At 44.5% G+C, this 14,442-nt stretch carries 8 protein-coding genes; 7 read left to right on the top strand and 1 reads right to left on the bottom strand.

Annotated elements, in window-relative coordinates; genetic code table 11:
- The first annotated feature begins 5 nt into the window (after positions 1-5).
- A complete protein-coding gene (gene sov, locus IEV61_RS15255; protein WP_229747165.1) occupies positions 6-7,034 on the top strand; it encodes a T9SS outer membrane translocon Sov/SprA in 7,029 nt (2,342 codons plus the stop codon).
- Positions 7,035-7,103: 69 nt separating this feature from the next.
- Positions 7,104-7,598, top strand: a complete 495-nt coding sequence (locus tag IEV61_RS15250; protein WP_188417906.1) for a hypothetical protein — start codon at positions 7,104-7,106, stop codon at positions 7,596-7,598.
- A gap of 7 nt (positions 7,599-7,605) precedes the next feature.
- On the opposite strand, the gene IEV61_RS15245 is transcribed toward IEV61_RS15250, so the two are convergent.
- Positions 7,606-9,390 (bottom strand): hypothetical protein, encoded by a 1,785-nt coding sequence (locus IEV61_RS15245; RefSeq protein ID WP_188417905.1) that lies wholly within the window; start codon positions 9,388-9,390, stop codon positions 7,606-7,608.
- Positions 9,391-9,617: 227 nt separating this feature from the next.
- Between IEV61_RS15245 and IEV61_RS15240 the strand changes: the two genes are divergently transcribed.
- The 5 genes from IEV61_RS15240 to IEV61_RS15220 are packed head-to-tail and all read left to right on the top strand — an operon-like array spanning position 9,618 to position 14,436.
- Positions 9,618-11,132, top strand: a complete 1,515-nt coding sequence (locus tag IEV61_RS15240; protein ID WP_188417904.1) for a MiaB/RimO family radical SAM methylthiotransferase — start codon at positions 9,618-9,620, stop codon at positions 11,130-11,132.
- A gap of 40 nt (positions 11,133-11,172) precedes the next feature.
- Positions 11,173-11,553, top strand: a complete 381-nt coding sequence (locus IEV61_RS20790) for a four helix bundle protein (protein ID WP_373867851.1) — start codon at positions 11,173-11,175, stop codon at positions 11,551-11,553.
- A gap of 27 nt (positions 11,554-11,580) precedes the next feature.
- Positions 11,581-12,816, top strand: a complete 1,236-nt coding sequence (locus tag IEV61_RS15230) for a sigma-54 interaction domain-containing protein (protein ID WP_188417902.1) — start codon at positions 11,581-11,583, stop codon at positions 12,814-12,816.
- Positions 12,816-13,334 (top strand): LPS assembly lipoprotein LptE, encoded by a 519-nt coding sequence (gene lptE, locus IEV61_RS15225; RefSeq protein WP_188417901.1) that lies wholly within the window; start codon positions 12,816-12,818, stop codon positions 13,332-13,334. Before IEV61_RS15230 ends, lptE begins: the two co-directional genes overlap by 1 nt.
- A 22-nt stretch (positions 13,335-13,356) precedes the next feature.
- Positions 13,357-14,436 (top strand): hypothetical protein, encoded by a 1,080-nt coding sequence (locus tag IEV61_RS15220; RefSeq protein ID WP_188417900.1) that lies wholly within the window; start codon positions 13,357-13,359, stop codon positions 14,434-14,436.
- Positions 14,437-14,442 lie beyond the last annotated feature (6 nt).

Here is a 14,442-nt window from a genome sequence, read left to right as displayed (position 1 = left end):
TACGCTTGGCCAAAATATTTACCGTAAAGTTTTTTCTATGGTTTTTATTTTTATCTGTTTGCAGCGGTTTTAACTCCGTTTTTGCACAGGTAAGGCCTGCTATTGCCAAAGATTCAGTAAAAATAACGGTGCCTTACAAGGGCCAGAAATCTAAAAATTACAGGCTGCGGGAAGGACGCTTCGATACCGATCCACCTAACCTTACGCGTACCATTGAGTACGATGCCTCTACCAACCGTTATGTGTTAATTGAGCGGGTGGGCAACTTGCTGTACCGCGCACCGCGGTATTTAACATTTGTTGAATATTTGCAGCTAACCCAGCAGCAAAACCGCCGGGAGTACTTTAAGCAATTGACCGACAACTATGCCTACCAGTCGCAGCAGCCGGGCTTTATACCGCAGATCAAAATTCGCAGTCGTACGTTCGAGCAAATCTTTGGTAGTAATGTGATCGATATCCGTCCGCAGGGTTCGGCGCAGCTGGTGTTTGCCGGGCAGGTAAACAGCAACCAAAATCCGCTGTTCAATACCCGTCAGCGCAAGCAGTTCAACTTTAACTTCGATCAGCGCATCCAAATGAATATTACGGGTGCTATTGGCGATAAGTTGAAGATTGCCACCAATTACAATACCGATGCCCAGTTCCAGTTTGAAAACCAGGTAAAACTCGACTATACCGGGCACCCCGACGAGATTATTCAAAAGATAGAAGCCGGTACCGTAAGTATGCCGCTTAATACCTCGCTCATTAGAGGAAGTCAAGCACTTTTCGGGTTGAAAACCAAGTTAAAGTTTGGCAAACTGGATGTAACCAGCATCTTTTCGCAGCAACGTTCACAGGCACGTACCATCACCATTACCAATGGGTCGCAGCAGGGAGAGTTCCGCCTAACCGCGGCCGATTATGAAGCCAACCGCCATTATTTTCTGGCAAAATATTTCAGGGATAATTATAACAGGGCACTGGCCAACATCCCGCTCATCAGCACCAACGTAGTAGTTACCCGTGTAGAGGTTTGGACCACTAACCGCACCAATACCACCACCGATTCGCGCGATATCATAGGTTTATTAGATCTGGGAGAAAACCAGCCCTATAATACCACGCAGGTACAGGGCGGTGCAGGCTTTTCAGGATTACCGGCCGGTTTTGTGGGCCCGGGTTTTACACAGCAATCCAATTCTCTGCTTACCCGGTTATTTGGTTTGCCTAACCAGGGGCGGTTAACCAACTCTAACGATGTAGCCAATTTTTTCCAGGCATCGGGCGCTACCGATAACTTTGCCAAGCTGCCTTATGCCCGTAAGCTTACCAGCAAGGAGTTTACTCTGCATCCGCAATTGGGTTATATCTCTTTAAATTACCCGCTTAATAATGATGAGGTGCTGGCAGTTGCTTTCCGCTACACTTATAATGGGGTAGAGTACCAGGTAGGGGAGTTCTCTAACGATATCCCGGTAGATGCCACCAATCCAAGGGCTCTATATGTAAAGTTGTTAAAGAACGAGATACTGAAAACTAACCTGCCCACCTGGGATCTGATGATGAAGAATATCTATTCTTTAGGTGCTTATCAGGTAAGTTCATTAAACTTCAGGTTGGCCATCGCCCGTTTGGATGAGCGTGCCAGTGTGGAGAAATTTAATATTGAAGAAGGTAGCCGCATTACCGGCAAACGCTGGCTGCAGTTAACCCACTTAGATACACTGAATCAGCAGAACGACCGCCTGCCAGAGGGCGATGGTTATTTCGACTTTTTGGAAGGCATCACTATCGATTCGCAAAACGGGCGTATTATGTTCCCGGTAGTAGAGCCTTTTGGGGCCGATCTGGCTCGCAGGTTTACTTCAACAGAACAAAATCTCAGGAACAAGTATGTGTATCAACCCTTATATGATAGTACACGTACCATTGCCCAACAGTTTTTTCCGCAACTCAACCGGTACGTCATCAAAGGAACGTATTCTTCGCAGTCGGGTTCCGAGTTTCAGTTGAATGCCGTAAATATTCCACAAGGTTCGGTAGTGGTGAATGCAGGGGCCCTGCGTTTGCAGGAGGGTACCGATTATACGGTAGACTACAGCATTGGCCGTATTCGTGTACTTAATCAGTCGCTTTTACAATCCGGTCAGCCGCTTACCGTAAATATTGAGAATAACGAATTGTTCGGCATCCAGCAAAAAACCTTGTACGGTTCGCGGTTCGATTATCATGCCAGCCCTAACCTGGCTTTGGGCGGTACCATAATGCACTTAAGCGAACAACCGCTTACGCAGAAGCAGATTATTGGTGAAGAATCTGTTTCCAACACGATCATGGGTTTCGATGTGAGTTACAGTTCCGAGTCGCGCTGGTTAACACGCCTGGTAGACCGCTTGCCACTCATTAACACCAAAGTGCCATCGTACATTAACTTTTCGGGTGAGGTAGCGCGGTTAATGCCGGGTAACCCCAGCGCCACCAATTTTGCCGGCTCTAAAAATGGTACTTCTTACCTTGATGATTTTGAAAGCAGCCAATCCATTATCGACCTGAAAAGTGCTTTAGCCTGGCAAATATCGGGAACACCGCAGCTGTTTCCCGAATCGCGCCTGTTTAATGATCTGAGCTACGGTTACAACCGGGCACGACTGGCGTTTTACAACATCGACCCTATATTTTATAATTCCAGTTCTACCTTTAGCTTAACCCGTTCCGATCTGTCGAACCATTACGTAAGGCAGGTTTTAGAAACCGAAGTGCTGCCTTATCGCCAATCTGTTACTGGGCAGCCGTTAATTTTACCTACGCTCGATTTGGCTTTTTATCCAAACGTACGTGGTCAGTATAACTATGCTACTACAGGTGTTAATCCTGATGGTACGATGCAAAACCCGCGTAGCCGCTGGGGGGGGCTGTTCCGTAAGTTGGAAACCAATGATTTTGAATCGTTAAACGTACAGTACATTGAGTTTTGGCTGATGGACCCGTTCATTTACAAACCCAATTCGCAGGGTGGCGACCTGTATTTTAACCTGGGAAGCGTTTCGGAAGACATTTTGAAAGATGGCCGTAAGTCGGTAGAGAATGGCTTGCCCCCCGATGGCGGCACTACCCAAACCGATGAAACCGTATGGGGCCGTGTGCCACGGCTGCAACCTGTAATTAATGCTTTTGATAGTAACCCAGATGCCCGCCGTTTACAGGATATTGGTTTAGATGGATTGAATGATGCAGGTGAGCAAACTAAATTTGCCCCTTTTGTAAATCAGGTACGCAATACCCTGGCGCCACAAGCTGCCACGGCGCTGGCTAATGACCCTTCATCAGATAATTACCAATATTATCAGGGACCGCAGTTAGACCAGAACCGTGCTGGTATTTTGCAGCGTTACAGTCGTTATAACGGTACCGAGGGCAACTCTAAAACGGCCGAGCAATCGCAGGCCGAACTGGGTATTTCTACTTCAGCCTCCACTTCACTGCCCGATGGCGAAGACCTGAACCGCGATAACAGTATGAGCCAGGCCGATGAATATTTCCAATACAAAGTGTCAGTGCGTCCGCAGGACATGGTGATCGGTCAGAATTATATTAATGATAAAGTGACTTCGGCTGTACGCCTGGCCGATGGTACTACGCAAAATGTTAGCTGGTACCAGTTCAGGGTGCCTATTGCTGCCTATACCTCTAAAGAAGGGAATATTCAGGATTTTAAGGCCATCCGCTACATGCGTATGTTTATGACCAACTTTGCCGATACTGCTGTGTTGCGGATGGGTACCTTGCAACTGGTACGCGGCGAATGGCGCACTTACAACGTAGAAAACAACGCCACCAAAGTAATAGCCGATCCGGCGCTGGTAAATCCGCCGCTCGATGGGTCGACATTGAACGTGCAGGCTGTAAACCTGGAAGCCAATGGTAACCGTAGCCCCATACCTTACGTATTGCCGCCGGGTATTGAGCGCCAACGTGATTATAACAACTTGCGTACCGATACCCGGTTAAACGAACAGTCATTAGCTCTGAATGTAATTAACCTGCGTAACGGTTACTCGCGTGCTGCTTACCGCACATTTTATAACGATTTGCGGGCTTATAAACGCCTGCAAATGTTTGTACACGCCGAGGGCGATCAGCTGAATGATAATGATCTGAGTGCTTTCATTCGTTTAGGGGTGGATTATCAGGATAGTTATTATGAGTACGAAATTCCATTAAAGATAACACGACCAGGCACTGCCGATCCGGGTGCTATATGGCCGGAGGCTAATAATATTGATTTAGAACTGGCCGCCTTAACCCGGGCAAAGTTGGCGCGTGACAATGCCATAGCCAGCGGCCAGCTAAGTTCTATAGCTGTACCGTTCACTGTAATTGATGGCAACGCCAAAATAACCATTAAAGGACAACCCGATCTGAGCCGTTTACGCGCCATTATGCTGGGTGTTCGTAATCCCTATAAGGCAACAGGTGGTTTTGATAAGAATGCTATGGTGTGGTTTAACGAGTTGCGCCTGACCGACTTTGACCAGCGTGGTGGCTGGGCTGCCACCGCAAGGTTGAACGCGAAGCTGGCCGATTTTGCTGATATTACTCTGGCCGGAAGTAAAACTACCATAGGATTTGGTTCCATTGAGCAGCGGGTAAGCGAGCGCAGCCGCAGCGATAATCAAACTTTTGATGTGGCTGGCAGCATGGAATTAGGTAAGCTGTTCCCGGCTAAAACGGGCATGCACATCCCAATGTATGTAAACCTATCGCAACAGGTGGCCATGCCGCAGTACAACCCGGCACAACCCGATGTAGAACTGAAGGAAAGCCTGCGCAATGCCCCAACTGACGAAAAGCGTGATGAAATTAAGCGTATAGCGCAAGACTACACGATGCGTAAAAGCATAAACTTTACTAACATTCACAAGGCTAAAACCAACCCATCGGCCCCGGTAAAGGTGTGGGATGTAGAAAATTTAACGGGTACTTATGCTTATTCGGAGTATGAACATCATGATTATGTAACAGAGAACGACTATCAAAAGATCTACAAAGTTGCACTGGCTTATAACTATCTTAACCAGGCTAAATATTACACACCCTTAGAAAAGGTAATCAAAAGTAATATGCTGTCCCTGTTAAAAGATGTAAACTTCAGTATCCTGCCTTCGAGGTTAAATTTTGCTATCAGTTTTGATAGGTTCTATTCAGAAAATACCTTGCGCAACAACGACCCAGAGAACTTTTTACCAATACCCTCAACCACATTTAATAAGAACTTTAATATTACCCGGGTTTACGGCATAGGCTGGAACATTACTAAATCGTTGCAGATGGACATTGATGCCACCAACCTTTCGGTAGTTGACGAGCCGGCCGGCCGGGTAAACGGTTTAAAGCGCGATACGCTGTGGGAAAATCTTAAGCGCCTTGGCCGTACTACAAACTACAACCACACTATTAACTTTAACTACACCGTTCCTATTAACAAAATACCGGGTTTAGATTGGGTAAGCACCATAGCCCGTTACAGCACCAATTTTAACTGGCAAACACAGCCCAAGTTTGCTATCGATGATGCCAACATTAACGTAGGTAACACTATTCAAAACTCACGTTCTGTACAAATAAATCCAACATTGAATTTTACCGGGCTGTACAATAAGTTTGCTGCTCTGCGCAGCAATAACGGGAAAAGCGGCATTCTGGCAGGACTCATTACCAGTATAAAAAACGTAGGCGCCACTTATACCCGCAGCGATGGTACTTACCTGCCGGGGTACCTGCCTGCCACCTCTTTCGGCGGACAAGATTTTGGCTACAATGCGCCGGGTATAGGTTTCTTATTAGGCAGCCAGGCCGATATACGCCAGCGCGCCGCGATAAACGGATGGCTAAGTACTGATACGCTGCAAAATCAATTGTATGTAAATACGCTGAGCGAAAACCTGAATTTACGCAGTACCATCAGGCCTTTGCCAGATTTGACCATAGAGCTCACTGCTTTTCGTACGCAGGATCGTAATTTTCAAACTAATTTCAAATATAACGCGGCTACCAATAGCTTCGACAACCTAAGCCCTATAACCTCGGGTACGTACAGCGTATCTTACATGTCTATTGGTACGGCTTTCAGTAAAGATAAAGGTATTAACAACTATTCAAGTACTTTTCAGGCATTGCTGGATAACCGCCAGGTTATATCGCAGCGCCTGGGAGCCCAAAACCCTAATTCGGCCGGGGCAGCAACCAGTGGGTACCGTGACGGTTACGGACCAAACCAGCAGGATGTGCTGGTGGGCTCGTTCATGGCTGCTTATGGCGGTAAAGATCCGGGCAGTGTTAAGTTGAATAGTTTCCCTAAAATACCTATCCCTAACTGGCAGGTTACTTATAATGGTTTAAGCCGGGTGAGTTGGCTGAAAGAGTTTTTCGATTCGTTCGACCTGCGGCATGGTTACCGGTCTACTTATAGCGTAAATAGTTATAATTCATTGATCCGTTACCGGGAAGTTAATGGAGGCCCTGCCGAGCGCGATGTGAATAGCGATTTCCTGCCTTTTTACCAGTTTAGCCAGGTAACTTTATTTGAGCAGTTTGTGCCATTGGTAGGGGTTGATGTGCGTTTTAAAAACAGTATGACGGTAAATGCCGAATATCGCAAAAGTCGTACGCTGAGCCTGAGTTTGCTCAACAGTCAGCTGGCCCAGCAAAATGAAAACATCATGGTGTTTGGTTTCGGTTACCGCACGCGCGATTTCCATTTCCCGTTCGGCCTGTTCAATAACTTTAAGCTGAAGAACGACATCAACTTTAAGATAGACTTTGCCCTGCGCGATAATAAGATCGTGATTTACCGTGCCGATGTAGAGACTGCGGAGATATCGTCGGGTGCAAAGAACATAACCATTCGCCCGTCTATTGATTATGTGATCAATCAGCGGTTTAATTTCAATATATTTTACGATTCGAACATTACCCGGCCTTATACTTCGCAAACCTTCAATACAGCTTTTACCAACTTTGGTATCAATTTGAAATTGATGTTGCAGTAAATTTCAAAGTGACTGTTACATAAGTATTTGCTACTGCGTAATAGCTGTATCAATTTAAATTATTCGATAATGAAAAAGTTCATTTTTTTACTGGTAATAATTTGCGGCTATTTGGTGATAGGTTGTAAAAAAGATAAAGATAGCAGTAGCAAGATTAACGAGATAGCCGGGTATTGGGATAGGCGTACACTGAATACAACTACCCAGAACTATTTTGTTGAACAATTTCAGTTTAACACCAATGGCTCATATAGCCATATTTACAGCATTCATGATAAGGCTACGTTTTTGTTATTAGGCTATAGCGGAATATCCAGCGGCAGATTTAAGATTGAAAATCAAACAATTCTCTTATATGACGGCGAGAGCTATAACAAAAATAGTACGGATGAGTATGTTCCGCAAAGCAGCCTAACTAAAGTGCAAAGTGTAGATGTGACTGCTCAATATTCTGTTGATAACAAAAAAGGCACTCTATCATTAACATATAATTGCCCGCCAAATGCAGACTGTGTTGGCACCACCAACTTCAATAGAAGTATGGCAGTTGATAAGTATAAATAATATGCTACTAACGGCGCCTGTGTATACTCCTTCGTCTGTTACGCAGCTCTCTTTTTTCTGTGCGGGCTAACTTATCGGCCCGGCGTTGGGCTATGTGGCGTTTTACTTCTTTCTCCATCGCTTCATCGTAGCCGGCGCTGGCTTTAATGCCTTTGGCTAGTGTCTTCCATACGGTTTTGAAAAAGGCGGTATCTGGCTCACGTACGTAGGTCACATTATAGCTTCGGGGTGTGCCGCCCGGCGTGTCGGGGTTGTTGCGTTTTACAATTAAGGCATTTGCAAAAAGTGACGCCATACCCCGGTGCCGGTACATATCCTGAACGGTATCCATTTTGAGCACGTGGATCTTTAAATCGTGATACAAGAGCGTAACATTACCTTTAGATACAGTGCGGTCGGCTTTAATGTCAAAAGTTAATTTATCCAATTCGCCCGAGGTAAGTTTCACAAGGGCGAAAGGCATAACCGCTTTGTTTAACTTGCCCATATCCATTGGGCCAATGCTGCCTTTATAACTATAACTCCTTGCCGAATCCGTCAGGTTAAAAGTAAACTCAACTTGTAAAGGACCACTGTCCATTAAATACGAACTAAGCTTTATGTGTGTAAGGTTGTTTTTTTGCAGGGCGGCAGCGTTGTTGGTGATGTTATAGATATAACCATTGGTATTATTATAAGATACCATGCCCTGCCTGTGCGATTTTTTTCCATATCCCTTGTACGTTATATGGATGCGGTTTAACTGTACGGTATCCAGCGTAACATCATTCTTCAACTGGTGTATAGCCACGTTGGGGAAGGTAAGCAAGCGGTTGCCTTTGCGGGCTTTTCCTGCCGGATTTGCAAATGCTGTAAAATTGCCTCGCTTGATCATTAGTTTGGAGGCATGCAGCAAGCGGTATTTATTATAGGTCTTAAAATCGAACCCGTTAAGCTGCAGGGTATCGGTATCAAAATGGAACCAGGTACGTATGCCGCGTTTAATAAAAACAGAATCGGGCTTGGGAATAAGGCCTACACCAAATGCCTTGAGTTGCGAGGTTAAGGTAGAATATTGCAGCAACTTAATTTTATACTCGTATAAACCATTGTCTGATGGCCGGCTGAAATTATTGATTTCGGCCTGTATATCCTTAAAGTAATAAAAACGCGATGAGTCTTTTTGCGTGGTGGAATCAATCAGGAGTTCTTTACCGCTTAGGTTCATCTCTTTCAGTTCCGATATATTGAGCTCGTTTCCTGAGTAATCTTTGTAAGTAAACTTTACATCGTTAAGCATTACTTCCTTTACATGTACCGATTTTAGCATACCCTTAATGCGTTGCCAGGCGTTAAGGCGGCTGCCCACAATAGTATCGCGTTTGTGATTCAGCGCGTAGCTTATCTGCAATTCAGGTGCGCTCAAAACAATTTGTCCAATATCTAATTTTCGGTCATAGTATAACTTAAGCGGATGTATGTTCTTGAATACCAAGCGTTTTACTTTGATGGTGAACAGGTTATTGGGGGCAATCCCTAACTTTAGCAAACGCTTGTATACTGCCTGGTTAGGGGTTAAGGTTAAATTGTGGATCACCAGTTTGCTCTGCACAATATGCAGTTCGGCATCCGTAAAGTTAGCATGGTACAAGCTGTCTGAACTTGCTAGTACCGCATTCCTAACCCTATCGGCCAATATGGGCGACCAGTGCCTGTTTATAAAATAAGCAACAACCGTAATTAACAGCAAAAAAACTAATAAAACAGCGGCCAGTACTTTTTGCCACTTATGTTTTAAAAATTTGGATGTCATTGTCCTGTGAGCCTTCGTTTATCAAAATTAATAGGGTTAGTGTAACCTGTTGGCGTTACAACTCTACCAAAATAGCTATTTGAGTTGATATTGAAAACTTATTTGCGTAAATGCCCAGTTTACGTGTAATGGCCATCATAACAAGCCAAAGTCAATTTTTTAATTACTGCCAATCTGTCACGCAAGTATTTAAATTTTGTGTATTTTTGCAAACTTAATTTTGACTAATGATGGATTTGCTAATTCCGGATAAACAACATGATGAAAGCAGGCAAGGTGAAGCGTTGATGCTGGAGCAAACCCCTGATAAAAATAACGGCCGTAAGCTATATATTGAAAGTTATGGCTGCGCCATGAATTTTTCGGACAGTGAAATTGTTGCTTCCATTTTGCTGGATAAAGGTTTTGAAACCACTAAGGATTTTACCAACGCCGATGTGATCTTTATCAATACCTGCTCTATTCGCGAAAATGCCGAAGTACGCGTACGTAACCGCCTGAAAGAATTTAAGGTAGCCAAGGCTAACAACCCCGGTATGGTGGTTGGCGTGCTGGGCTGTATGGCCGAACGCCTGAAAGCTAAATTTTTAGAGGAAGAAAAACTGGTAGATGTAGTTGTAGGCCCCGATGCTTACCGCGATTTGCCTAACCTGATAGAACAAGTAGACAGCGGCCAGCGTGCCGTGAACGTACTGCTATCGCGCGAGGAAACTTACGCTGATATTAACCCGGTGCGTTTAAATAGTAATGGCATTAACGCGTTTGTATCTATAATGCGGGGTTGCGATAACATGTGCTCGTTTTGCGTGGTACCTTTTACCCGCGGCCGCGAGCGTAGCCGCGATCCGGAATCTATCATAAAAGAATGTACCGATCTGTTTGAACGCGGCTACCGTGAGGTAACCTTGTTGGGACAAAATGTTGATTCGTATAAATACAACCAGGCTGCCCCTCCCCAGCCCTCCCCGGGAGGGAGGGAGTTAGAGGCTTATTTGTTAGAAGAAAAAGAACCAGACTTTTCAAAAGCCCTCCCTCCCGGGGAGGGTTTGGGAGGGGCTACTAACTTTGCCCAACTATTGGTTATGGTGGCTGCCATAAGCCCTGAGCTACGTGTACGTTTCTCTACCTCACATCCTAAAGACATTACCGATGAGGTATTGCAGGCCATTGCCGATCATGATAATATTTGTAAGTATATTCACCTGCCGGTACAATCGGGCAACAGCCGTGTGCTCGACTTAATGAACCGTACTTACGACCGTGAGTGGTACATCAACCGTATTGATGCCATCCGCCGTATTATACCGGGCTGTGCTATATCAACCGATGTTATTACCGGCTTTTGCACCGAAACAGAGGAAGAGCACCAGGAAACCCTAAGCATGATGGACTATGTGCAATACGATTTTGCCTATATGTTCATGTACTCTGAGCGCCCGGGTACCTTAGCCGCCAAGCGTTATGCCGATGATATTCCTGACGAGGTGAAAAGCCGTCGTTTAACCGAGATTGTAGCTAAACAGCAACAACATTCACACTTGCGAATGCAAGCCCAGTTAGGCAAAGTGCAAAAAGTGCTGATAGAAGGTTTCTCCAAAAAATCAAAAAACGATTACGCCGGCCGCAGCGATCAAAACGCCATGGTGGTATTCCCAATAAAAGAAGGGTACGAACCGGGCATGTATGCTTATGTTTTGGCCGAAAGATGTACATCTGCAACTTTAATGGGAAAGATAATTTAGACTCAAGAGTACAGAGTCAAGAATCCAGAAAGCTGCAGGAATGAAACACAATTTTAAGAATTTGAAGGTTTGGCAGCGCTCAATGGACTTAACAGATCTTGCTTTTGAATATTGTAAAACTTTACCTGCAACAGAAAGGTATAATTTAATAGATCAAATTAATAGGTGTTCCTGTTCTATACCATCAAACATAGCTGAAGGTTCGGGCAAGAGAACCCATTTGCATTTTGCAGAGTTTTTGTCAACTTCTATATCATCATCTTATGAATTGCAAACACAGCTGCTAATTTGTCAACGGAGGAAATATGGAGAAGATAAAATCTTAAATGAGTGTTTGTCGTTAACAGAGGAAATACAAAGAATGCTGTTTTCTTTTAGAGAATACATATTGAGTGATGCAAGCAAAAGTCTGGATTCTTGATTCTGTGCTCTATATTCTACTTCAAAAATGAACGTACAAGAAATTAAACAACGCTTTGGTATCATCGGTAATTCGCCGTTGCTTAACCGGGCTATAGATATTGCCAATCAGGTATCGCCTACAGATATTTCGGTATTAATAACCGGGGAGAGTGGTAGCGGTAAGGAGGCATTTTCACATATTATTCACCAGTTAAGTCCGCGTAAACACGGGCCTTTTATTGCCGTAAACTGCGGTGCCATCCCTGAGGGAACCATCGATTCAGAACTTTTTGGTCACGAAAAGGGGGCTTATACCGGTGCCGTTGGCGAGCGTAAGGGGTATTTTGAAACGGTAAACGGCGGCACTATTTTCTTAGATGAAATAGGAGAGATGCCCCTGGGTACCCAAGCGCGTTTACTGCGCGTGCTGGAGTCGGGGCAGTTCATTCGTGTAGGTTCATCAAAGGTAGAAAAAACTAATGTGCGGGTTATTGCCGCTACCAATGTGGATGTTTATGAAGCGGTAAAAGCAGGCAAGTTCCGCGAGGATCTATACTACCGTTTAAATACTGTGCCATTGCGTATACCCCCCCTGCGCGACAGGAAAGAAGATGTGTACCTGCTGTTCCGTAAGTTTTCGGCCGATTTTACCGATAAATATCGTACCCCAGCTTTGCACTTGGATGAAGGTGCCCAGCAAGTACTCATGAATTATAGCTGGCCGGGCAACGTGCGCCAGTTAAAAAACCTGGCCGAGCAATTAGCAGTTTTGGAGCGCGATCGTACCATAACCGCCGCCACTTTATTAACTTATATGCCACAGGAGGCAGGCCGCAGTAACTTACCTATGCGGTTAGATAATCAACAACGTGAAGATTTCTCGGAGCGTGATATTTTGTATAAAGTGCTGTTTGATATGAAGCGCGATATGGTAGAATTAAAGAAGCTGGTAGCCGAAATTATTGAACACGCAGGCACAGGCGACAATTACACCCCCAACACACAAACGCTGAACCAATTATATCACGATATTGAACTACCCGCGAAGCAGGAGGCACAATTTACCATTCAACAGCCCGTTGTTAATACGCACAGCAATAGTGATGCGCTGATTACGCCGCATGCGGAGGAGGTAGAAGAATCTTTGTCGCTGGTAGAAAAAGAGTCGGACTTGATACGTAAGGCGTTGAAAAAGCATAAAGGCAAACGTAAACTGGCCGCTCATGAGTTGGGGATATCGGAGCGTACGCTGTATAGAAAAATTAAAGAATTGAATTTATAATGCTGAAAAAACTCTTGAGCTTTATTATCGTGGTTTGCGCCATGGTGTATTCATCGTGCAGTATAAGGTTAGATGCAGCCTCCATACCACCCGGTATGAAAACCATTAATGTGGAGTTTTTTGAAAATACGGCTCCGCTGGTGGTAAGTAACTTGAGCCAAACGTTTACCGAGGCACTAAAGGAGCGCATCCGTTCGCAATCGCCTTTAAGCATTGTGCGTGGCGAGGCCGATGCAGTTATACAAGGTTCTATAACCGGGTTTAGTTATGCGCCGGTATCGGTACAGGCCACGAATAATAATACGGCACCATTGGCTACGGCTACCCGTTTAACAATAACAGTTAGTGTTAAATACACTAATAATAAAGATAAAAAGGTATCGCCCGATTTTGAGCAGTCGTTTTCGCGCTATACCGATTTCACGGGCGATGTTAACTCACAAGAGCAAAACCTAATCAGGATTATTAATCAGCAGTTGACTGAAGATATTTTTAATAAAGCTTTTGCTAACTGGTAATCATTTTAGTAGTTTCAACCACGTGCAACAAGATAATCATCATCCTAAACAGTCATTTAGCCAAGTGCTTCAGGGTTATTCGGCCCAGTTAACCGACACGCAGACAGATCAGTTGCAAGCACTGTTGTACAGTTTTCCACAATGCGGTTTATTGCATGCTGTGCAGGCCCGTTCGGGTAATGCTACGAATGTTAATAAAGCTGCGGCCTGGTTTGGCACCAGCCATCTGCTTCACAAAGTTGTAACAGCCACTGAAAGTTTGCAGGTAGTCAATGCCATACAAATTATTTTTAAAGAGAGACCACAGCAAAGATCTGCCTTAGCCCAACAAGTAGTTACGTCTGCCGCCGATGTGTTGCCCATACAGTCGGAGCCTGCTATTGTAGCAGCGGGTGATGTGAAAATACCGCAGCCAATAGTTGAGCCGGAGCCAAAAAATTCAGTAACGGCCGAAGATGTTAAGTTTGCTCCACCCATATTTAGGGAAGAGCCGATGGAAGAAACGCAAAAGCTAATTATCGAAAACATAGCAGCCAACGATTATTTTATATTCGATAAAGCTTTTAACGACAGGAACCATATTGAACCCGAAGTAGTAGAGCCTGAATCTTTACCTAAAGAAAAGCCTCACTTTACTATTGCCAAGCCAGCAGAAGAAGGTAGCGTAACCCGTTACCATGATGACAAAATGCCTTATAGCTTTTTATGGTGGTTAGATAAAACCAGGAACAAGCACAGCCGGGTATACCAACCATTCGCTAAACCTCCAGCTAATGAGGGAACTGTTGTTGATGTTGCAGATGACCGTGTAAAAGAAGTTTTGGACGAGCGTACTAAAGAAGAAGAAATAGTAGAACGTTTTATACAGGAAGAACCACAAATGCGCATGCCAAGCGGTGATAAACTGGATAGTGAAAACAAAGCTAAAAACAGTGTTGAAGACCAGGAAGAACTTATTACCGAAACCCTGGCCCGCATTTATGCCGACCAAATGCTGTACTCAAAAGCTATTGCTGCATATAAAATTTTAATATTGAAAAATCCGGAAAAAAGACGTTACTTTGCCAGCCAGATTGAAATTTTACAAAAGAAAATAAATTAACATAAA

Origin of the sequence: Mucilaginibacter galii (genome assembly GCF_014635825.1) — a bacterium.
Lineage (GTDB): Bacteria > Bacteroidota > Bacteroidia > Sphingobacteriales > Sphingobacteriaceae > Mucilaginibacter > Mucilaginibacter galii.
Note: the sequence above shows the minus strand (reverse complement) of the source record. Positions and strands in the feature narration are given on the sequence as shown.